Origin of the sequence: Streptomyces luteireticuli (genome assembly GCF_041519305.1) — a bacterium.
Lineage (GTDB): Bacteria > Actinomycetota > Actinomycetes > Streptomycetales > Streptomycetaceae > Streptomyces > Streptomyces luteireticuli.
This window is the reverse complement of the sequence record NZ_CP167927.1, coordinates 6,326,506-6,346,718: the sequence shown is the minus strand read 5'-3', so window position 1 is coordinate 6,346,718 and position 20,213 is coordinate 6,326,506. Positions and strand designations below refer to the sequence as shown.

The following is a 20,213-nucleotide window of genomic DNA, read 5'->3' as shown; positions in this document are numbered from 1 at the left end:
GGCTGAAATCAGCCCGTCCGGCGTTTGAGGACAACCGCGCGGAGCGCGAAGAAACGGTGAAAGGGCGGGACAGGGGCAAAGTCACCGCCTCAGCGGACTCACACCCGCACCCAACGCCCCAGCGCCAGGCCCGACTCGTCCTTCTGGCGCGCCACGCGCAGGCCGCCGTCCGGGGCGAACGCGGCCAGGACGACGCGGCCGTTCGCGTCCAGCGCCAACGCGGGTGCGCCCACGCACACTTCGCCGGTCTTCGACCAGAAGACGCCGGCCTCCTCGTCCCCCGTGGGGTACGCCGCCACCGCCGGCAGACCGGATGCCGTCCGCTGGGCGAGGACGGTGCAGTCGTGGCCGTCGATCGTCGTACGGACCGCCGCGACCGGGCCGGACCCGTCGTCCTCGTACGAGCCGAGGGACACCGGGACGCCGGGTTCGACTCCCGTGTGCGTATGCGTGTGCAACGCCGACTCGGCCGCGTCGCGCCAGAAGTGCGCGATGCGCCCGGCCCCGCCCGCGACGGACGAGCCCGTCCCGGAGAGCGCCTTGGCGGGGATGTTGCGCACCCGCTTCAACTGCCCCCCGGGCTCGTCCTGGGCCCAGCTCTGCACCGTCTCGCTGGAGAGCGCGAGCAGTTCGGCCCGGCCGTCCTCCGTCGCGGCGGCGCAGAGCGCGTCGAGGACGTTGCTGCCCTTCATGTCCAGCCACGGACCCCAGACGCCCTTGGCGTCCTGGCGGCGCCCGCAGACGCCGCCGCCGGCGTTGCGTATGAAGACGTTCGGTCCGTGTTTGTCGACGACGGCCGCCGGGGCGCCGATCTGCGCCGCGCGGTCGTGGTCCTGGCCGTAGGGCGTGCCGATCGACCGCCAGGGCGTCAGGGCCCGGCCGGGCTGGAACTGGGTCGCGTAGACGACGTCCGTCGCGGTGCGGCCGTCGTCCAGGACGCGGCTGCGGACGCCGAACAGGTAGACGTAGCCGCGCTCCGTACGGCACAGGGAGAGATGCGGCTCCAGACCGGGGACGACGAGGCGCTCGGGGCCGGTCCACTCCGGCCCGCCGGGCCGGGTCTCGGTCCAGCGCAGCAGTCCGTTCTCGGCCGGTGCGTAGGCCGTCAGACGGCCGTCCTGGCCCCGCAGCAGCCAGCCGGTGGTGGGGGTGGCCGTCCGTGCCATGACTCGCTGCCAGCCTCTCGTTGCCCCAATTCCGCGTGATGCGGAGCCGTTTCACCTGCGTTTTCCGACCCCCGACAATAACATTCGACGGGACGCGGAATTCCGGCCCGAAATCACCGTGCGAAATCGCGCATATCCGGCCCGGGATCACTTCCCCTCGGCCGACACCCGGCTGTGCCGCCGCCCGTAGGCGAAGTAGACGACGACGCCCAGCGCCATCCACACGGCGAACCTCAGCCATGTCTCGGCGGGCAGATTGAGCATCAGCCACAGCGACGCCAGCACCGACAGCAGCGGCACGGCCGGTACGAACGGGGTGCGGAAGGCCCGCGGCAGGTCCGGCCGGGAGCGGCGCAGCAGGACCACGCCCAGCGCGACGACGACGAACGCGAACAGCGTCCCGATGTTGACCAGTTCGGCCAGGACGTCGATGGAGGTGAAGCCCGCGACTACGGCGACGACGGCCCCCAGCAGGATGGTGGAGCGGTACGGCGTGCCGAAGCGAGGGTGGACGGTGGAGAAGACCCTCGGCAGCAGGCCGTCGCGGCTCATCGCGAAGAACACCCGGCTCTGCCCCAGCAGCAGGATCATGCACACGGAGGTGAGGCCGACGGCCGCGCCGAAGCTGATGAGCCCGGCCCAGAAGGGGTGTCCCCGGTCCTTGAAGGCGTCCGCGAGGGGCGCGTCGACCGACAGTTCGCTGTACTTCTGCATGCCGGTGACGACGACGGACACGGCCACGTAGAGCACGGTGCAGATGGCGAGCGAGCCGAGGATGCCGCGCGGCACGTCGCGCTGGGGGTTGTGGGTCTCCTCGGCGGCGGTGGCGACGATGTCGAAGCCGATGAACGCGAAGAAGACCACGGCGGCGGCCGAGAAGATACCCATGACGCCGAAGTGCGAGGGGGTGAAGCCGAACATGAGCTGGACCAGCGGTGCGGCCAGTCCGCCGCTGGCCTTGCTGCTCTGCGAGGGCGGGATGAACGGGTCGTAGTTGGCGCCGCTGACGAGGAAGGCGCCGACGACGATCACGATGAGGACGACGGTGACCTTCACCCCGACGATGACCGAGGTCACCCGGGAGGACAGCTTCATGCCGGCGACCAGGATCACGGTCAGCGCCAGGACCAGCACACAGGCCAGGATGTCGAAGCCGAAGTGGCCGCCGTGCGGCCCGGAGAGGGCCTGCGGCAGATGCCAGCCGGCGGTGTCCAGCAGCGAGCGGATGTAGCCGGACCAGCCGACGGCGACGACGGCGCAGCCGAGGGCGAGTTCGAGGATCAGGTCCCAGCCGATGATCCAGGCGGGCAGTTCGCCGAGCGAGGCGTACGAGAAGGTGTACGCGGACCCGGCCACCGGCACCGTCGAGGCGAACTCCGCGTAGCAGAGCGCCGCGAGCCCGCACACGACGCCGGCCAGGACGAAGGCCAGGGCCACCGAGGGGCCGGCGCTCTCCTTGGCGACCTTCCCGGTGAGGACGAAGATGCCGGTGCCGATGACGACGCCGACGCCGAAGACGGTCAGATCGAGCGCGGAGAGCGATTTCTTGAGGACGTGCTCCGGTTCTTCGGTGTCCCGGATGGACTGTTCCACCGTCTTCGTCCGGAACATACCGCTCCTGCCGCGGCCGTTCCGGACGGGCTGCTGCGTGCCCATCGGCTCACCTCCACCGGTCGTGGTCCCTCGTTCGCGAACTGAGCGAGTGTCCGCGATGATCCGGGCCGGTCCGGCGGGCCACAGCTTCCCTCCCGCCGGATTCACCCGATGGAGGGCAGCCACCGGTATGCGCGAGGGCCGGCCGGACCACTCGTAAAGATGGTCCGTCCGGCCCTTCGCCGCGTCGAGTGCGCGTCAGTCGGAGACGGCCTCGGCGGCCTCCGCGGCCTTGGCGGGCTCGGCGGGCTCCTCGCCGACCACGGCGCCGCCGTCCAGCCTGGCGACCAGCCCGGTCACCTGGCGGGCGATGTCCGGGGCGGTCAGCCCGATCTCGGCCATGACCTCCTTGCGGGAGGCGTGGTCGAGGAAGCGCGGCGGGATGCCGAAGTCGCGCAGCGGCAGGTCCACGCCCGCGTCGCGCAGCGCCTGCGCGACCGCCGAACCGACGCCGCCCACACGGCCGTTGTCCTCGACGGTGACGACGACGCGGTGCCGCGCGGCCAGGCCCGGCAGGGCCTCGTCGACCGGCTTGACCCAGCGCGGGTCCACGACGGTGGCGGAGATGCCCTGCTTGTCGAGGAGGTCGGCGATCTCCAGGCACATCGGGGCGAGGGCGCCGACGGAGACGAGGAGCACGTCGGGCTTCCCGGTGCCCTCGGCGGGGCGGCGGAGGACGTCCATGCCGCCGACGCGGCCCACGGCCTCGACGGCCGGGCCGACCGTGCCCTTGGAGTAGCGCACCACGGTCGGCGCGTCCTCGACCTCGACGGCCTCGCGGAGCTGGGCGCGCACCTGGTCCGCGTCGCGCGGGGCGGCGATCCGCAGGCCGGGGACGACCTGGAGGATCGACATGTCCCACATGCCGTTGTGCGAGGCTCCGTCGTCGCCGGTGACGCCGGCGCGGTCCAGGACGAAGGTGACGCCGCACTTGTGCAGCGCCACGTCCATCAGGACCTGGTCGAAGGCCCGGTTGAGGAACGTCGCGTAGACGGCGAAGACCGGGTGCAGCCCGCCGGTCGCCAGACCGGCCGCGGAGGTGGCCGCGTGCTGCTCGGCGATGCCCACGTCGTAGACGCGGTCGGGGAACTCCTCGGCGAACTTGCCGAGGCCCACCGGCTGCATCATCGCCGCCGTGATGGCCACGATGTCCTCGCGCTCGCGGCCGAGCTTCACCATCTCGTCCCCGAAGACGGAGGTCCAGCTGGCGCCGGAGGCGACGACGGGCAGGCCGGTGTCCGGGTGGATGACGCCGATGCCGTGGAAGCGGTCGCCCTCGTGCTGCTCGGCGGGCTTGTAGCCGCGGCCCTTCTCGGTCAGGCAGTGGACGATCACCGGGCCGCCGAAGCGCTTGGCGCGCTGGAGCGCGGACTCCAGGGCCTCCAGGTCGTGGCCGTCGATGGGACCGACGTACTTCAGGCCCAGGTCCTCGAACATGCCCTGCGGGGCGATGAAGTCCTTGAGGCCCTTCTTGGCGCCGTGCAGCGTCTCGTAGAGCGGCCTGCCGACGACCGGGGTGCGCTCCAGCAGGTCCTTGCCGCGGGCGAGGAAGCGCTCGTAGCCGTCGGTGGTGCGCAGGGTGGCCAGGTGGTTGGCCAGGCCGCCGATGGTGGGCGCGTAGGAGCGCTCGTTGTCGTTGACGACGATGACGAGGGGGCGGTCCTTGGCGACGGCGATGTTGTTGAGCGCCTCCCAGGCCATGCCGCCGGTGAGCGCGCCGTCACCGATGACGGCGACGACGTGGTCCTGCTTCCCCAGGACCTGGTTGGCCTTGGCCAGACCGTCGGCCCAGCCGAGGACGGTGGAGGCGTGGCTGTTCTCGATCACGTCGTGCTCGGACTCGGCGCGCGACGGGTAGCCCGACAGACCGTCCTTGGCGCGCAGCTTCGAGAAGTCCTGGCGGCCGGTGAGCAGCTTGTGCACATACGCCTGGTGCCCGGTGTCGAAGAGGACCCGGTCCTTGGGGGAGTCGAAGACACGGTGCAGGGCGATGGTGAGCTCGACGACACCGAGGTTGGGCCCCAGGTGTCCGCCGGTCTTGGCGACTGCGTCGACGAGGAAGGTGCGGATCTCCGCGGCGAGCCGCCCGAGCTGCTCGGGGCTCAGCCGGTCCAGATCGCGCGGTCCCCTGATGCGGGTCAGCAGAGCCACCCGTGCCTCCTTTAGCTGTCGGGCGTTGCCGGTCGGGCGTTGCCAATCGGGCATTGCCGGTCGAGTTTAATCTTCCGCCCGTGGTGTCGGTGAACGGGTGATGCGACGTATGTCACCTGAACGGCGGGGTGTGCCTGTGGGGGGTGGGGTGGGGTTTGCCCCTGGCTCGCCCTTTCACCGTTTCTTCCGGGGGCTCCGCCCCCCGGCCCGGTACCGCGCTGCCGCGCGGTAGGCGGGGGCTGCGCCCCCTGCACCCTGCTTCGGGGCTCCGCCCCGGACCCCGTCTGTCGCGGCTTCGCCGCTCGTCCTCAAACGCCGGACGGGCTGGGATGGCGCGCCCGCGCCTGAAATCTCGCGCTCGAGATCAGGCCCGGGCGCGCACTTCAGCCCGTCCGGCGTTTGAGGACTGGGGGTGCCCCCTCTGGGGGAGCCCGCAGGGCGCTTCGGGGGCCAGGGGCGCAGCCCCGGTCAGGGGTCCAGGGGGCGAAGCCCCCGGTCAACGCGGCGCAGCCGCGTTGCGGGCCCCGGGGCGCAGCCCCGGAGGAAACGGTGAAAGGGCGGGACAGGGGCAAAATCCCCCCTCCCCCGCCCCCCCACACACGGAACCCGCCCTACGCCCGCCCCGCCGTCCGCTGCGTCCGCCGCGACACCGAGTCGATCACCACCGCCGCCAGCAGCACCGCCCCCGTGATCATGTACTGCACGGCCGACGCGATGCCCAGCAGGGCCATCCCGGACGCGATCGACTGGATCACCAGTACACCCAGCAGCGCGGACCATGTCTTGCCGCGCCCCCCGAAGAGGCTCGTGCCGCCGATCACGGCCGCGGCGATCGCGTTCATCAGCAGGCTGCCCGCGCCCGACGACTGGTTCGCCGCGTTGATCTGCGAGGCCAGGAACATGCCGCCCAGCGCCGCCATCGTCCCGGAGAGCGCGAAGACGGAGATCCGGACCGCCGCGACATTGATGCCGGCGCGCCGGGCCGCCTCCACGCTGCCGCCGAGGGCGAAGACCCTGCGGCCGTACCCGGTGCGGCGCAGCACCAGGTCCAGGGCGACCACAATGCCGAGGAAGATCACCACGGCCAGCGGGAGGCCCTTGTACTGGTTGAAGAGCCAGGCCACGGCGTAGGCGGGCACCGCCAGGGCCGCCGTGCGCAGGAGCGTTTCGGTGAGCGGGCGGGCCGGCACCCCGGCCGCCGCCCGGCGGCGGCCGTCGCGCCAGGAGACCAGGAAATAACCGGCCACGACGGCGGTCGCCAGCCCGTTGGCCCAGGCGATGTCCTCGAAGTAGTGGTTGGTCAGGGCGGCGACCAGCCCGGAGTCGTCCAGGTTGATGGTGCCGTTGGAGCCCAGCACCTGGAGCATCAGGCCGTTCCAGCCGAGCAGCCCGGCGAGCGTGACGACGAACGCGGGCACGCCGATGCGGGCGAAGAAGAAGCCGTGGAGCACACCGGCGACGGTGCCGGAGAGCAGGGCGAGGAGCAGGGCCAGCCATTCCGGCATGCCGTGGTTCACGTTGAGCACGGCGAAGACCGCGGCCGCCAGCCCGCTGACCGAGCCGACGGAGAGATCGATCTCGCCGAGGATCAGCACGAAGACGATGCCGACGGCGATCAGCCCGGTGCCCGCGGCGGTGACGAGGAGGTTGGAGAGGTTCTCCGCGCCGAGGAACGCCGAGTCCTGGAGCTGGAAGACCAGGCAGATGACGATCAGGCCGACGACGACGGGCAGCGAGCCCAGCTCGCCGCTGCGCAGCTTGCGGGCGAACTCGCTCCAGTAGCCGGCGAAGCCCTCCTCGCGGACCAGCAGCCGGGGGTCGACGGGCGTGACCGCGGCGGCCGCGGGCTGCTGTCCGTCGTCGGGGGCGGTCTTCGACAGGTCGGTGGTCACGTCCGGTCCTCCGCGGTGCGGGCCTTGCGGCGGGTGACGGCGTTGTCGGTGGCGCCGGTGATGGCGGAGACGATCTCCTCCTGGGTGGTGGCGCGCACCTCGAAGACGCCGTTGTTGCGGCCGAGGCGCAGCACGGCGACCCGGTCGGCGACGGCCTTGACGTCGGCCATGTTGTGGCTGATCAGGATCACGCCCAGGCCGCGTTCGCGCAGCCGCTCGACGAGGTCGAGGACCTGGGCGGTCTGTTCGACGCCGAGCGCCGCGGTGGGCTCGTCGAGGATGACGACCTTGGGCTCGCCGAGCAGCGAGCGGGCGATGGCGACGGTCTGCCGCTGGCCGCCGGAGAGCGCGGCGACCGGGATCCGCACGCTGGGGATCCGGATGGAGAGGGTGGCGAGCAGTTCGCGGGCGCGCCGCTCCATCTCGACCTCGTCGAGCACCCCGAAGCGGGAGGACTCCCGGCCGAGGAAGAGGTTGCCGACGACGTCGAGGTTGTCGCAGAGCGCGAGGTCCTGGTAGACGGTCGCGATGCCGAGTTCCTGGGCGGTGTGCGGGCGGTCGATGGTGACGCGCCGGCCCTCCCACTCGATGACGCCGTCGTCCGCCGGGCCGACGCCCGCGATGGTCTTGACGAGGGTGGACTTGCCGGCGCCGTTGTCGCCGACCAGGGCGACCACCTCGCCGGAACGGATCTCCAGGTCCACGTCGGTGAGCGCCTGCACGGCACCGAACCGCTTGGAGATCCCGCGCAACGCCAGTACGGGCGCAGCGGACATGTGGATCAACTCCTTCGCCGTGCGCCTACTTGAGGCCGGCCTTGTCGCACTCCGCCTTGTACTTGGCGGTGCAGATCTCGTCGAGGGTGAAGAAGCCCGGTTTGCCGACGTACTTGGCGATGTCGGCCTTGGTCAGGGCGAAGGGGTCGACGATGATCGAGGGGATCTTCTTCTGGGTGCCGCTGTCGACCGTCGCCTTGGCAACGTTGTCGAGCTTCTTGCCCTGTGCGAGGTTCACCGCCAGGGTGGCGACGGCGTCGGCCTCGGGCTGGTAGGGCTTGTAGACGCTCATGAACTGCTCGCCCGCCAGGATCCGTTGGACGGCGGAGAGTTCGGCGTCCTGTCCGGTGACGGGCGGAAGCCTGTCGAAGCCGGCGCTCTTGAGGGCGGTGATGATGCCGCCCGCCATGCCGTCGTTGGCGGAGTAGACCCCGACGATGTGGTCCTTGCCCAGCGAGGAGATGGCGCCCTTCATGTTCTCGTTGGCGTTCTCCGGCTTCCACTCCTTGGTGTCGTACTCCTTGCCGATCTTCACCTTGCCGTCGAGGACGGAGTGGGCGCCGTCCTTGTACATCTTGGCGTTGGGGTCGGTGACCGAGCCGTTCATCATGACGATCTCGCCCTTGCCGGCGTTGTCGCCCAGCTCCTTGAGCAGGGACTCGCCCTGGATCTTGCCCACGCGTTCGTTGTCGACCGAGGTGTACGCCTTCACCGGGCCCTCGGCCAGGCGGTCGTAGGCGACGACGGGAATGCCCTTGTCGTCGGCCTTCTTGACCGAGCTCGCTATCGACTTGGCGTCCACGGCGTCGACGATCAGCACGTCGACCCTCTTCGTGATCATCGTGTCGACCTGCTGCTGCTGGAGCGAGGCGTCCTGTTTGGCGTTCTCGTAGAGAACGGTGGCGCTGGTGCCCGCCAGTTCCTTGATCTTCTTCTCGATCAGCGGCTTGTCGAAGCGCTCGTAGCGGGCGGTCTGGTTCTCGGGCAGGAGCAGCCCGATCGTCAGCGCGCCCTTGGCGTCCTTCCTGTGGTCACCGCCGCCGGCCTCCTTGGCCTTGCCGCAAGCGGCGAGCCCTACGGCCGTCGAGACGGCCGCCACGACCACCGCGGCGCGGCGCAGATGCGTGTTCACCGAGATCTGCCTCGCGTTGCCGGTCCGGCGTGCCTTGCGGGCCTGCGGTTCCGGCCGGGGGTTCGGGGGTTGTCCCCCGGGAAGATGCAGCACGAAACGGTACCTCCCTGACATGGCCGCGCCGTTGCGGCCGAGGTGACCGGAAGTCAACTCGGCCGGTCAAGGAGCGTCAAGAAGTAAACCCTTAACGAGATGGCAACGATGCCATGCGTTACCTGTGTGAACTCAACTGATGCGCTTCGGGCGGGCGTACGGACGTCAGCCGGCCCCGGGCGTGTCCCCGTCCCCGGTCACCGTTCCGTCGAGCAGGGTGGAGTCACCCATCTCGCTGAGGACGAGCGCCAGGGCGCCGAGCACCTCGGCCCGCCCGCCCAGCGCCCCGGGCACGACCTCCAACTGCCGTGCGGCGCTGGGGATCGCGTACCGCCCGACGGACTCGCGGATCGGCCCGAGGACGAGCTCCCCGGCCTCGGCGAGGTCGCCGCCGAGCACCACCCGGCTGGGGTTGAGGAGGTTGCAGAGGCTGGCGACGCCGGTGCCGATGTGCCGGCCGACGTCCGCGATCACCCGCCGGCAGCCGACGTCGCCGTCGCGGGCGAGCCGGACCATGCGCGGCGCGGTCAGGTCCGGGCCGTGCGCCGAGTGCAGCAGGGGCAGGACATAGCGGTGGGCCGTGAAGGTCTCCAGGCAGCCGCGGTTGCCGCAGCGGCAGACGGGCCCGGACTCGTCCAGGGTGATGTGGCCGATCTCCCCGGCGGTGCCGCCCGGCCCCCGGTAGATCTGCCCGTTGATCACCAGGCCGGCGCCGACGCCGCTGGCGACCTTGATGTACGCCAGGTCGGTGGCCCCCCGCCCGGCGCCCCAGACCAGCTCGCCGAGCGCGCCGAGGTTGGCGTCGTTGTCGACGTGCACCGGTACGTCGAGGCGGGCGGCGAGCTCGTCGCGCGGGTTGGTGCCGGCCCAGCCCGGGAGGATCGCCGTGGAGCCGAGCAGCCCCGACTCGACGTCGATGGGGCCGGGCACGCCCAGGCCCACCCCGACGATCTTGCGCGCGTCGATGCCCTCGTGTGCGATCAGCGACTTGACCAGGTGCTCCGCCCGTTCGAGGCCCTGGGCCGCGGAGGCGTCCACATCCAGCGGCTCGGCCTCCTCGGCCAGGACCCGGTGGGCCAGGTTGCCGATGGCGACGCGCAGGTGCGTATGGCCGAAGTCCACCCCGACCACGATGCCGGCGTCGCCGGACAGGGAGACGCTGCGGGCCCGGCGGCCGCCGGAGGAGGTGGGGGTCACCTCGACCGTGCCGCCGTCCTTCAGCTCCCGGACGATGTTGGAGACGGTGGCCGCGGAGAGACCCGTGGCGCGGGCGATCTCGGCTTGGGTGAGGGCCCCTGCCCTGCGCACCGCGCGCACGACCCTCTCCAGGTTGGCCCGGTGCAGCGAGGACTGCGACCCCGGAGTCTCCACGCTCATTCGCTCCTACCTCGCCTGCTTCTTTGCGGGCACGTGGTGTCCGTACAACATATGAACTCTAAGCTCAGCGGGAGCGTGCGGGGGCGTCAAGGGGTGGATTCCGCCCCGGGGCCGCGTCTTCGCCGTTCTCCCGGGGGGGCGGGTCGGGTGGCGCTGTGACGGGGCTGCGCGTCGTGTTCGGCCTCGGGGGTCGGGCGGGCTGGGTGTTTGCCCCTGTCCCGCCCTTTCACCGTTTCTTCCGGGGGCTCCGCCCCGGGGCCCGGCACCGCGGCTTCGCCGCGGTGGGCGGGGCTCCGCCCCTGCGCCCCGGCGGGGGCTGCGCCCCCTGCGCCCCTGCTTCCGGGGCTTCGCCCCTGGCCCCGTTACCTTTTTCGTGGCCCCGCAACGGGGTTCCCGGCCTCTGGTCCCGGCATGACTTGCAGCCCCTGTCGATCATGATCGAAAAGGTGGTGTCACCGGGTACCGGAGGCATTGGCAGACCGCTGATTAGGGGCACGAGCGCCGATCCTGTTCCGGGTGAGGCAGTCTCTTCGTAACGTGGATGCCGGCACGCTGATGCCGCAGGTGAGGCCGGGGAGGGCGCGACCGCTGTGGAGAGTGCACGTGATCGACACGGGTGACATCGACGTCTACCTGGGCCTGGACGTGGGCAAGGGCGAGCACCATGCCACCGCCCTGACTCCGGTGGGCAAGCGGGTCTTCGACAAGCGGCTGCCCAACACCGAGCCGAAACTGCGTGAGGTGTTCGCCAAGCTCCAGGCCAAGCACGGCACTGTGCTGGTGGTGGTCGACCAGCCGGCTTCGATCGGAGCTCTGCCGCTGGCGGTGGCCCGTGACATGGGCTGCAGCGTCGCCTACTTGCCCGGCCTGACGATGCGACGGATCGCCGATCTGTACGCCGGTGAGGCCAAGACCGATGCCCGGGACGCGGCGATCATCGCCGATGCCGCGCGGACGATGCCGCACACGCTGCGAAACCTGGCGCCGTCCGACGAGACCATTGCCGAGCTGGAGATGATCGTCGGCTTCGACGACGACCTGGCTACCGAGTCCACGCGGATCAAGAACCGTCTGCGTGGCCTGCTCACCCAGATCCACCCGTCGTTGGAGCGGGTCCTCGGTCCCAGGCTGGATCATCCCGCCGTCCTGACACTCCTCGAACGTCACGGATCCCCGGCCCAGTTGAGGAAAGCCGGGCGACGCCGACTGGTGACCCTGCTCAGACCCAAGGCCCCGCGGCTGGCCGAGCGCCTGGTCGAGGACGTCTTCGACGCCCTCGACGAGCAGAGCGTCGTCGTGCCCGGCACCGACGCAGCCTCGCTGATCGTCCCCAGCCTCGCCGGCTCACTCACCTCCGTGCTCGACCAGCGCAAACTCCTCGCCGCCCGCATCGAGGAACTGCTGGAGGCCCACCCTCTTTCCCCGGTCCTGACCTCCATGCCCGGCATCGGGGTCAGGACCGGAGCCCGCATCCTCATCGACGTCGGCGACGCCAGCGCTTTCCCCACGGCCGGCCACCTGGCCGCCTACGCCGGACTGGCACCCGTGACCAGGAGCTCCGGCTCCTCCATACGCGGCGAGCATCCCTCCCGACGAGGCAACAAACAGCTCAAACGAGCCTTCTACCTCGCTGCGTTCGCATCGCTGTCCCAGCCCGAATCACGCACCTACTACGACAAGAAGCGACGGCAGGGAAAGCACCACGTCGCCGCCCTCGTCTGCCTCGCCCGGCGGCGCATCGACGTGCTCTTCGCCATGCTCCGCGACGGCACCTTCTACGCGCCCCCTACCGCCATCGCCGCTTGACGAAAACCATAGGGGCACCTTTTCGGGCTCCGCCCCGGACCCCGTTGTCGCGGCTCCGCCGCTCGTCCTCAAACGCCGGACAGGCTGAAGTGCGCGCCCGGGCCGGAATCCAAAGCCCGGGCGCACACTTCAGCCTGGGCGCGCACTTCGGCCCGGGCGGGCACTTCAGCCCGTCCGGCGTTTGAGGACAGCGCCCGAAGGGCGGACGGGGCCCGGGGTCTCCCCGGAAGAAACGGTGAAAGGGCGGGACAGGGGCACACACCCAACCCATCCGGCACCTGAGGACAGCGCCCACAGGGCGCCTCGGGGGGCCAGGGGGCGCAGCCCCCGGTGGGGCGCAGGGGCGAAGCCCCGCCCACCCGCGCGAAGCGCGGATCCCCGCGCGCGGCAGCGCGCGGGGATCCGCAGGGGCGCAGCCCCTGCGAAAACGGATTAGGGCGGGGCGGGGAGAGTAAAAGCCCCCGCCGCCTACTTCAACGCCCCCGCCGTCAACCCCGCCTGCACCTGCCGCTGAAAAACGACATACGCCGCCAACACCGGCAACATCGCCATCACCAGCCCCGCGAACAACCCCGACCAGTCCCCCTTGTACCGCTGGCTGGCCGCGAGCGCCACCAGGCCCTGGGGCAGCAGTTTCTTGTCCTCGTCGCCGATGTTGAGCACCGCGGGCAGCAGGTACTGGTTCCACTGGCCGAGGAAGTTGAAGATCCCGACGCTGATCAGCCCGGGCTTGGCCATGGGGAGCATCACCTGGAAGAAGGTCCGGGTGTGCGACGCCCCGTCGATCAGCGCCGCCTCGGCGACCGAACTGGGCAGTGTCTTGAAGAAGCCGGTCATGAAGAAGACGGTGAACGGCAGCGAGTAGGCGATGTAGACCAGGATCAGCCCGGGATAGGTGTTCAGCAGGTGCATGTTCTTCATCACGAAGAACAGCGGCACCAGCGCCAGGATGATCGGGAAGCTCATCCCGCCGACGAACAGGAAGTAGACGAAGCGGTTGCCGGGGAAGTCGAAGCGGGCCAGCACATAGGCGGCCATCGACCCCAGCAGCATCGTCCCGGTCAGCGAACCCGCCACCAGCAGGACCGAGTTGAGGAAGTACTGGCTCATGTGCGCCTCGGACCAGGCGCGGCCCCAGGCGTCCACGTGCAGGGCCTTGGGCAGCGCCCAGGGCGAGGTGAAGATCTCCTTGTCCGTCTTGAAGGCGCTCATCACCGCCCAGAGCAGCGGCAGGGTGACCATCAGCCCCCAGATCGCGAGGATGCCGTGGGAGAAGACGTTGAGGACGCCGCCCTCGGTCTTCTTCGGCTGCTCGGCTTGCGCGGTCACGGTGCCACCCCCGGGTGATGGTGCGGACGGACGGGAAGGAGCGCGGCCCTCGGAGCTCGCGGCCATCAGAACTCCAGCCGCTCGCGGCGGCCCAGCTTCATCACGACGCCGGCGAAGAGCAGGGTGACGATCAGCAGCGCGACGCCGAGGGCGGTCGCGTATCCGGCCTGTCCGTCGTTGAACGCCTTGGTGTAGAGGTAGTAGGTCAGCAGTTCGGTGGAGTAGTCGGGGCCCGGCCCGTCCATCATGATCTGGACGACCGCGAAGCCGTCGAGCGCCATAATCCCCATGTAGACCCAGCCGGTCTGGACCGTGTCCCACAGCAGCGGCAGGGTGATGCGGAAGAAGGTCTGGAAGCGGTTGGCCCCGTCGAGCAGGGCGGCCTCGTAGAAGTCCCTCGGGATCGAGCTCATGCCGGCGGAGAACAGCACGACGTAGAAGCCGACGTTGCTCCAGACCATCACCGCCATGACGCACCACAGCGCGAGGTCCGGATCGCCCAGCCAGTCGGGCCGCCAGGACAGGCCGACGGCGTCGAAGAAGGCGTTCAGCGCACCGCTGTTGGGGTTGTAGGCGAACTTGAACAGCAGGGCGACGATCGCGATGGACAGGACCTGGGGGAAGAAGTACACGATCTTGTAGACGGCCGAGCCCCGCACCCCCGCCACCGCGGCGTTCCTCCGGCGCCGCCCGCCGACGTTGAGCATGAACGCGAAGAACAGCCCGAGTCCCAGCGTCAGCAGCGGCAGCAGCAGGAGGAGCAGGAGGTTGTGACCCAGCGCCTTCCAGAACAGCTCGTCGTCCCACAGGCGTTGGTAGTTCTTGAGCCCGGTCATCCTGAACTTCGAGCTCAGGCCGGTCCAGTTGGTGAACGAGTAGTAGATGGCCTGGACGAACGGCGAGATGACGAAGACCCCGTACACCGCCAGCGGGATCAGCAGGAATCCGGCGATGAACCGGTACTTGCCGTGCTGCATTTACCGGTTCCTCACTTGTGCCGGTACTTCTTGACGGAGTCGTCGTTGCGGGTCTCGTCGGTGAACTTCTGGATCTTCTTGATGGCTTCGTCCGGGGTGAGCCGGCCGGCCATCATCTCGCCCAGCGCGGCCTTGCCGATCTTCTCCTTCTGGAGGGTCACGTACCAGTCCTGGAGCCGGGGGTTGACGACGTTCTTCCCGGCCTTGGTGAGCGCCTCCTGGGAGGAGGCGAGGCCGGGCGGCAGGGTCAGGCCCTCGGTGCCGCCGTTGAGGGAGCTGAGCGAGGAGACGGCCTTGATGAAGTTCTGGGTGGACTTCCTGCCCAGCATGATGCGCAGCAACTCCATGCCGCCCTGCGGGTTCTTGGCGCTCCTGGGGACGATGAACGGCTCGCCGCCGGACGCCCAGAGGGTGCCGAACGGCAGCTTGTCGTTCCTGTCGAGGCTGGACGGGGCGCCGACGGCCATCTTGAAGTCGGGGGGCGTCATGCGCTTCGCCTCGTTCTCCACCCAGGAGCCGTTGGGGATGAACAGCGCCTTGCCCTCGTTCCAGGCCGTCTGGGACTGGATGTGGTCGAGGCCCGGGGTGCCCTGGAGGATGTAGCCCTTGCGGTAGAGCTCGTAGTACGCCTCGAAGGCGGCCTTGACGGCCGGGTGCTTCCAGGCGTCGGGCTCCAGGTTGTCGATCCGGTCCATCACCTCCACGCCGCCGATCTTGGCGATGAACGGGTAGAGGCTGAACGGCAGGTAGTACGGGTGCTGGCCCGCGTACGTCCAGCCGGCGATGCCCTTCTTCTTCGCCTTCTCGCAGACCTTGAGCATCTCGTCCCAGGTCTCGGGGTACTGGGCGTCGAGCTTCGCCAGGTTCGTGCGCGAGTACCACACGCCGTAGACGGTGTAGGCGTAGTAGAGGACCCAGACCTCCTCGCCGTCGAACTTGCCCATGTCGACGACACCGGGCCGCAGGGTGTCGCGGACCTTCTTCTTGGGGTCGTCCAAGGAGGGTGCGTCCAGCAGGGCGTTGAGGTCGGTGAGCTGCTTGAGGCCGACGAGGGTTCCCAAGTCCATCTGTTTGGCACCGGAGTTGTCGATGATGTCCGGCGGGGTGCCGCCGTTGAAGCGCGGCTGGATCTGGGGGGCGATGTCCTGGGTGCCGGTGTGCTTGATGTCGGCCTTCGGGTACGCCTTTTTGTACTCGGCCTCGGCGTCCTTGGCGTACTGCTGGCCGAAGCCGCCGTCGAAGATGACGACGTCGAGCGGTGTGGAGCCGTTGACGTTCAGCGGTTTGAGTTCGCCGGGCTTGTTGCCCTTGCCCGTGTCGGCGGTCTTGTCGTCGCCGTCGTCGCCCGTGGCGCAGGCGCTCAGCACGCCCATCGCCGGCACCGCGAGCAGGCCGGCCGCGGCGGCCCGTTTGATCAGGTCGCGCCGGCTGAATTCCGAGGTGGATCCCATGCTCAAGTCCTCGCCTTCTCCAGGACTCAGGCGGTGTGGCGGTCTCCCCTGTGCAGTCGGCTCGACGAAAGGGCCCGACACCGCGGGTCAGTTGAAGTGCTGGGCGTGCTGGGTGTGCGCCGGAGAAGTGCCAGGGCGCGCCGTCGGCGTACTCCCCCGGTCCGCCACGGCGACGCGGGGTCGCCCCGGACGCCGACAGGTATAGTCCACTTCGCACCAACTGGGCAAGATCGGAAGCGGCATTGGCCGTCAGTCTTTCCCGAGTTGAGACCTCTTCGACATCCGGCGACACCACCCCCGGAAACCCCCCTGAAGCCTTGACACCACTGGTGCCTCACGCCCTACTTAACAGAGCGCTACCCGGGCGACAACGTTGTCAGCCTTCCGGAGGCCACCCAGGCCACCCATCCGGACGTCTTCCGGAGCCTTCCGGAAGCCTTCTGAGAGGCAAGGGATGAGACAGGGACTCAGACGTCGCCGGCGGGCCCTCGGCCGCCCCGTGGCCCTCCTGGCCGCCGCCCTTCTGGTGACGATCCCTCAGTTCGGCCCCGGCGCGGCCCTCGCGGCCCCGGGAGGGCGGGCCGCGGAGCAGGCGCAGGGGGCACGGGAACAGCGGGCGCAGGAGCGCTTCGCGTCCTCCTTCGAGCCGGGCGACCCGCAACCCGGCTGGCGCAACACGGCCGAGACCGGCAAGGACGGCACCCCGCGCTCCTCCGGCGTCGGCGGCGGGGAGGGCCAGGGCATCCCCGGCAACGTCACGGACAAGGTGACCGCGGTGCGCGCCAGCGGCGAGAACACCGCCGACGGAGAGGTGAAGGAGAATCTCGCCGACGGCGAGAACACCACCAAGTGGCTGACCTTCCAGCGCACGCCCTGGGTGGAGTTCACGCTCGCGGAGCCGGTCACGGCCGTGCGCTACGCGCTGACCTCCGCGAACGACGCCCCCGCCCGCGACCCCCGCTCGTGGACGCTCAAGGGCTCGGCCGACGGGCAGCACTGGACCGTCCTCGACACCCGGGAGGACGAGACCTTCGAAAAGCGCTTCCAGACACGGCAGTTCACCCTGGAGGGCCGCACCGCCTACCGGCACTTCCGGCTCGACATAACGCGCAACGGCGGCGACGCCGCCACCCAGCTCGCCGAGGTGCAGTTCGCCACGGCGGACGCCTCCCCGCCCCCGCCGCGGGGCATGCGCACCTACACCGACGCCGGGCCGTCCGGCTCCCCCACCGCCAAGGCCCGCGCGGGCTTCACCGGAACGCACGCGCTGCGCTACGGGGGCACCCACGACAGCCGCGGCCGTGCCTACGCGTACAACAAGGTCTTCGCCGTCGACGTCCGGGTCACCCCCCGGACCGTGCTGGCGTACAAGATCTTCCCCGCCATGCCCCAGCGCGATCCGCGCTACCCCGCCACCCACGTCTCCCTCGACCTCGCCTTCACCGACGGCACCTACCTCAGCGACCTGGGCGCGCGCGACCAGCACGGGGCGCCGCTCACCCCCCGGGGCCAGGCGGACTCCAAGACGCTCTACGTCAACCAGTGGAACAACAAGGAGGCGTCGGTCGGCGCCGTCGCCGCGGGCAAGACCGTGGCGCGCGTCCTCGTCGCCTACGACGCACCCTCCGGGCCCGCGCCCTTCCGCGGCTGGATCGACGACGTCTCCCTGGCCCCCGCCCCCGAGGAGCACTCCCCCGCCCACCCGGCCGACCGCGTCCTGACCACCCGCGGCACGCTCTCCAGCGCGACCTTCTCGCGCGGCAACACCTTCCCCGCCACCGCCGTCCCCCACGGCTTCAACTTCTGGACCCCGGTGACCGACGCGGGCGCCACCTCCTGGCTCTACCAGTACGCCGCCGCCAACAACGCGGACAACCTCCCCACCCTCCAGGCCTTCTCCGCGAGCCACGAGCCGAGCCCCTGGATGGGCGACCGGCAGACCTTCCAGGTGATGCCCTCGGTCGCCCCGGGCACCCCCGACGCCTCCCGCACGGCCCGCGCCCTCCCCTTCCACCACGCGCGCGAGACCGCCGCGCCGCACCACTACGGCGTCACCTTCGACAACGGGCTGCGGGCCGACATCGTGCCCACCGACCACGCCGCGATGATGCGATTCACCTTTCCCGGTGAAAACGCCAGCGTGATCCTTGACAACGTCAACAACCACGGCGGCCTGCGGATCGACACCGCGCGCGGAACGTTCACCGGCTGGTCCGACGTGAAGAGCGGTCTGTCCGCGGGCGCCGGCCGGCTCTTCGTGTACGGGGTCTTCGACGCGCCCGTCTCCGGCGGCGGCGCGCTCCGCCGCGGCGGCCCCTCGGCGAAGAGCAGCGACGTCACCGGCTATCTGCGCTTCAGGCCCGGCAAGGACCGCACCGTCACCCTGCGGATCGCCACCTCCCTCATCGGGACCGACCAGGCGAAGGCCAACCTGGAGCAGGAGATCCCGGCCGGCACCTCCTACTCCCGCGTCCACGACCGGGCCCGGGACGCCTGGGACGCGCTGCTGCGCCGCGTCGAGGTCGAGGGCGCCACCAAGGACCAGCTCACCACGCTCTACTCCGGCCTCTACCGGCTCTTCCTCTATCCCAACTCCGGCTTCGAGAACACCGGCACCAAGGACCGGCCCCGCCCCCGCTACGCCAGCCCCTTCTCCCCGCCCACCGGCGACACCACCCCGACCCGCACCGGCGCGCGGATCGTGGACGGCGAGGTGTACGTCAACAACGGCTTCTGGGACACCTATCGCACCACCTGGCCCGCCTACTCCCTGCTCGCCCCCCGGCAGGCGGGGAAGCTCGTGGACGGCTTCGTCCAGCAGTACAAGGACGGCGGCTGGGTCTCGCGCTGGTCCTCCCCCGGCTACGCCGACCTGATGACCGGCACCAGTTCCGACATCGCCTTCGCCGACGCGTATATGAAGGGCGTCCGCTTCGACGCCGAGGCCGCCTACGAAGCCGCGCTCAAGAACGCGACCGTCGCCCCGACCGACCCGGGCACCGGCCGCAAGGGCATGGACACTTCCGTCTTCCTCGGCTGGACGAGCACGCGCACCCACGAGGGCATGTCCTGGGCGCTGGACGGCTACCTCAACGACTTCGGCCTGGCGCGGATGGGGCGGTCGTTGTACGAGAAGACGCACAAGGAGCGCTACCGCGAGGAGTCGGAGTACTTCCTGAACCGGGCCCGCAACTACATCCGCCTCTTCGACCGCCGCATCGGCTTCTTCCAGGGCAAGAACGAGGACGGCTCCTGGCGGCGGTCGCCCGACGCCTACGATCCTCGCGTCTGGGGCTACGACTACACCGAGACCAACGGCTGGAACTTCGCCTTCACCGCGCCCCAGGACACCCGCGGGCTCGCCAACCTCTACGGCGGCCCCTCCGGGCTGGCCCGCAAGCTGGACGCGTACTTCGCCGCCCAGGAGACCGGGGACCCGGAGTTCGCCGGCTCCTACGGCGGCGTCATCCACGAGATGACCGAGGCGCGGGACGTCCGCATGGGCATGTACGGCCACAGCAACCAGCCCTCGCACCACATCGCCTACCTCTACGACGCGGCCGGACAGCCGTGGAAGACCCAGGAGAAGGTCCGCGAGGTACTGTCCCGGCTCTACCTCGGCAGCGAGATCGGCCAGGGCTACCCGGGCGACGAGGACAACGGCGAGATGTCCGCCTGGTACGTCTTCGGCGCGCTGGGCTTCCACCCGCTGGTGATGGGCCAGGGCGAGTACGCGATCGGCTCACCGCTGTTCACCAAGGCCACCGTGCACCTGGAGAACGGCCGTGACCTGGTGGTCAAGGCCCCGCGCAACAGCGCCCGCAACATCTATGTGCAAGGACTGCGGGTCAACGGCAAGGCCTGGGACTCCACCGCCCTGCCGCACTCCGTGCTGGCGGACGGCGCGACGCTGGAGTTCGCCATGGGTCCCGAGCCCTCGTCCTGGGCCACCGGCAAGGACGCCGGACCGACGTCGATCACCCATGGCGACGGAATCCCGGCCCCGGCCTCCGACGTCACCGTCCCCGACGGCTCCGCCCTCACCGACAACACCTCCCGCACGGACGCCGCGTTCACCACGGCCCCCCTGGAGGTGACCCCCGGCGCGCGCGTCGCCTCGTACACCCTGACCTCCTCCGACCGGACCCGGGCGCCGCGCGGCTGGGTCCTGGAGGGATCGGACGACGGACGGGAGTGGACCGCAACCGATCGCCGTTCGGGAGAGTCCTTCACCTGGGACCGGCAGACACGGGTGTTCTCCCTGCGCTCTGCCGTGACCTACCGCCACTACCGGCTGAAAGTCATCGGTGGCGAGGCGACTCTGGCCGAGATCGAGCTGTTGGGTGCGCCACAAGGGGAGTTTGCATCCTGAGAGTTGTGTAAAAATCGTGATGAACCTGTGGTGCCCTT

The 20,213-nt window shown here is 70.2% G+C and carries 12 protein-coding genes; 2 read left to right on the top strand and 10 right to left on the bottom strand.

What is annotated here, in order from left to right:
- Positions 1-98: 98 nt before the first annotated feature.
- The 7 genes from AB8735_RS28540 to AB8735_RS28510 all read right to left on the bottom strand — a co-directional run bounded on the left by AB8735_RS28540 (position 99) and on the right by AB8735_RS28510 (position 10,234).
- A complete protein-coding gene (locus tag AB8735_RS28540) occupies positions 99-1,166 on the bottom strand; it encodes a hypothetical protein (RefSeq protein ID WP_344025078.1) in 1,068 nt (355 codons plus the stop codon).
- 147 nt (positions 1,167-1,313) lie between these two features.
- Entirely contained in the window at positions 1,314-2,822 is a 1,509-nt protein-coding gene (locus AB8735_RS28535; protein WP_344025080.1) for an amino acid permease, read from the bottom strand.
- Positions 2,823-3,017: 195 nt separating this feature from the next.
- Positions 3,018-4,970: a 1-deoxy-D-xylulose-5-phosphate synthase gene (gene dxs / locus AB8735_RS28530; RefSeq protein WP_344025082.1), complete on the bottom strand. Its 1,953-nt coding sequence runs from the start codon at positions 4,968-4,970 to the stop codon at positions 3,018-3,020.
- Positions 4,971-5,581: 611 nt separating this feature from the next.
- Positions 5,582-6,862 carry a sugar ABC transporter permease gene (locus tag AB8735_RS28525; RefSeq protein ID WP_372410252.1) on the bottom strand — a complete coding sequence of 427 codons (1,281 nt, stop codon included), beginning with the start codon at positions 6,860-6,862 and terminating at the stop codon, positions 5,582-5,584.
- On the bottom strand, positions 6,859-7,647 hold the full coding sequence (locus AB8735_RS28520; RefSeq protein ID WP_372410249.1) for an ATP-binding cassette domain-containing protein: 789 nt from the start codon (positions 7,645-7,647) through the stop codon (positions 6,859-6,861). The genes AB8735_RS28525 and AB8735_RS28520 overlap by 4 nt, the downstream gene beginning before the upstream one ends.
- Positions 7,648-7,663: 16 nt before the next feature.
- On the bottom strand, positions 7,664-8,770 hold the full coding sequence (locus tag AB8735_RS28515) for a sugar ABC transporter substrate-binding protein (protein ID WP_372410246.1): 1,107 nt from the start codon (positions 8,768-8,770) through the stop codon (positions 7,664-7,666).
- Between the two features lie 258 nt (positions 8,771-9,028).
- Positions 9,029-10,234 carry an ROK family transcriptional regulator gene (locus AB8735_RS28510; protein ID WP_344025417.1) on the bottom strand — a complete coding sequence of 402 codons (1,206 nt, stop codon included), beginning with the start codon at positions 10,232-10,234 and terminating at the stop codon, positions 9,029-9,031.
- A gap of 561 nt (positions 10,235-10,795) precedes the next feature.
- On the opposite strand from AB8735_RS28510, the gene AB8735_RS28505 reads away from it, so the two are divergent.
- Entirely contained in the window at positions 10,796-12,046 is a 1,251-nt protein-coding gene (locus AB8735_RS28505) for an IS110 family transposase (protein WP_372411747.1), read from the top strand.
- A 468-nt stretch (positions 12,047-12,514) separates the two neighbouring features.
- On the opposite strand, the gene AB8735_RS28500 is transcribed toward AB8735_RS28505, so the two are convergent.
- Genes AB8735_RS28500 through ngcE form a run of 3 tightly spaced genes read right to left on the bottom strand, consistent with a single transcriptional unit; the run spans position 12,515 to position 15,803 of the window.
- A complete protein-coding gene (locus tag AB8735_RS28500) occupies positions 12,515-13,441 on the bottom strand; it encodes a carbohydrate ABC transporter permease (protein ID WP_344025090.1) in 927 nt (308 codons plus the stop codon).
- Positions 13,441-14,352 carry a sugar ABC transporter permease gene (locus AB8735_RS28495; protein ID WP_344025091.1) on the bottom strand — a complete coding sequence of 304 codons (912 nt, stop codon included), beginning with the start codon at positions 14,350-14,352 and terminating at the stop codon, positions 13,441-13,443. The genes AB8735_RS28500 and AB8735_RS28495 overlap by 1 nt, the downstream gene beginning before the upstream one ends.
- A gap of 11 nt (positions 14,353-14,363) precedes the next feature.
- On the bottom strand, positions 14,364-15,803 hold the full coding sequence (gene ngcE, locus AB8735_RS28490; protein WP_372410242.1) for an N-acetylglucosamine/diacetylchitobiose ABC transporter substrate-binding protein: 1,440 nt from the start codon (positions 15,801-15,803) through the stop codon (positions 14,364-14,366).
- 454 nt (positions 15,804-16,257) lie between these two features.
- On the opposite strand from ngcE, the gene AB8735_RS28485 reads away from it, so the two are divergent.
- Positions 16,258-20,175: a GH92 family glycosyl hydrolase gene (locus AB8735_RS28485; RefSeq protein WP_372410239.1), complete on the top strand. Its 3,918-nt coding sequence runs from the start codon at positions 16,258-16,260 to the stop codon at positions 20,173-20,175.
- Positions 20,176-20,213 lie beyond the last annotated feature (38 nt).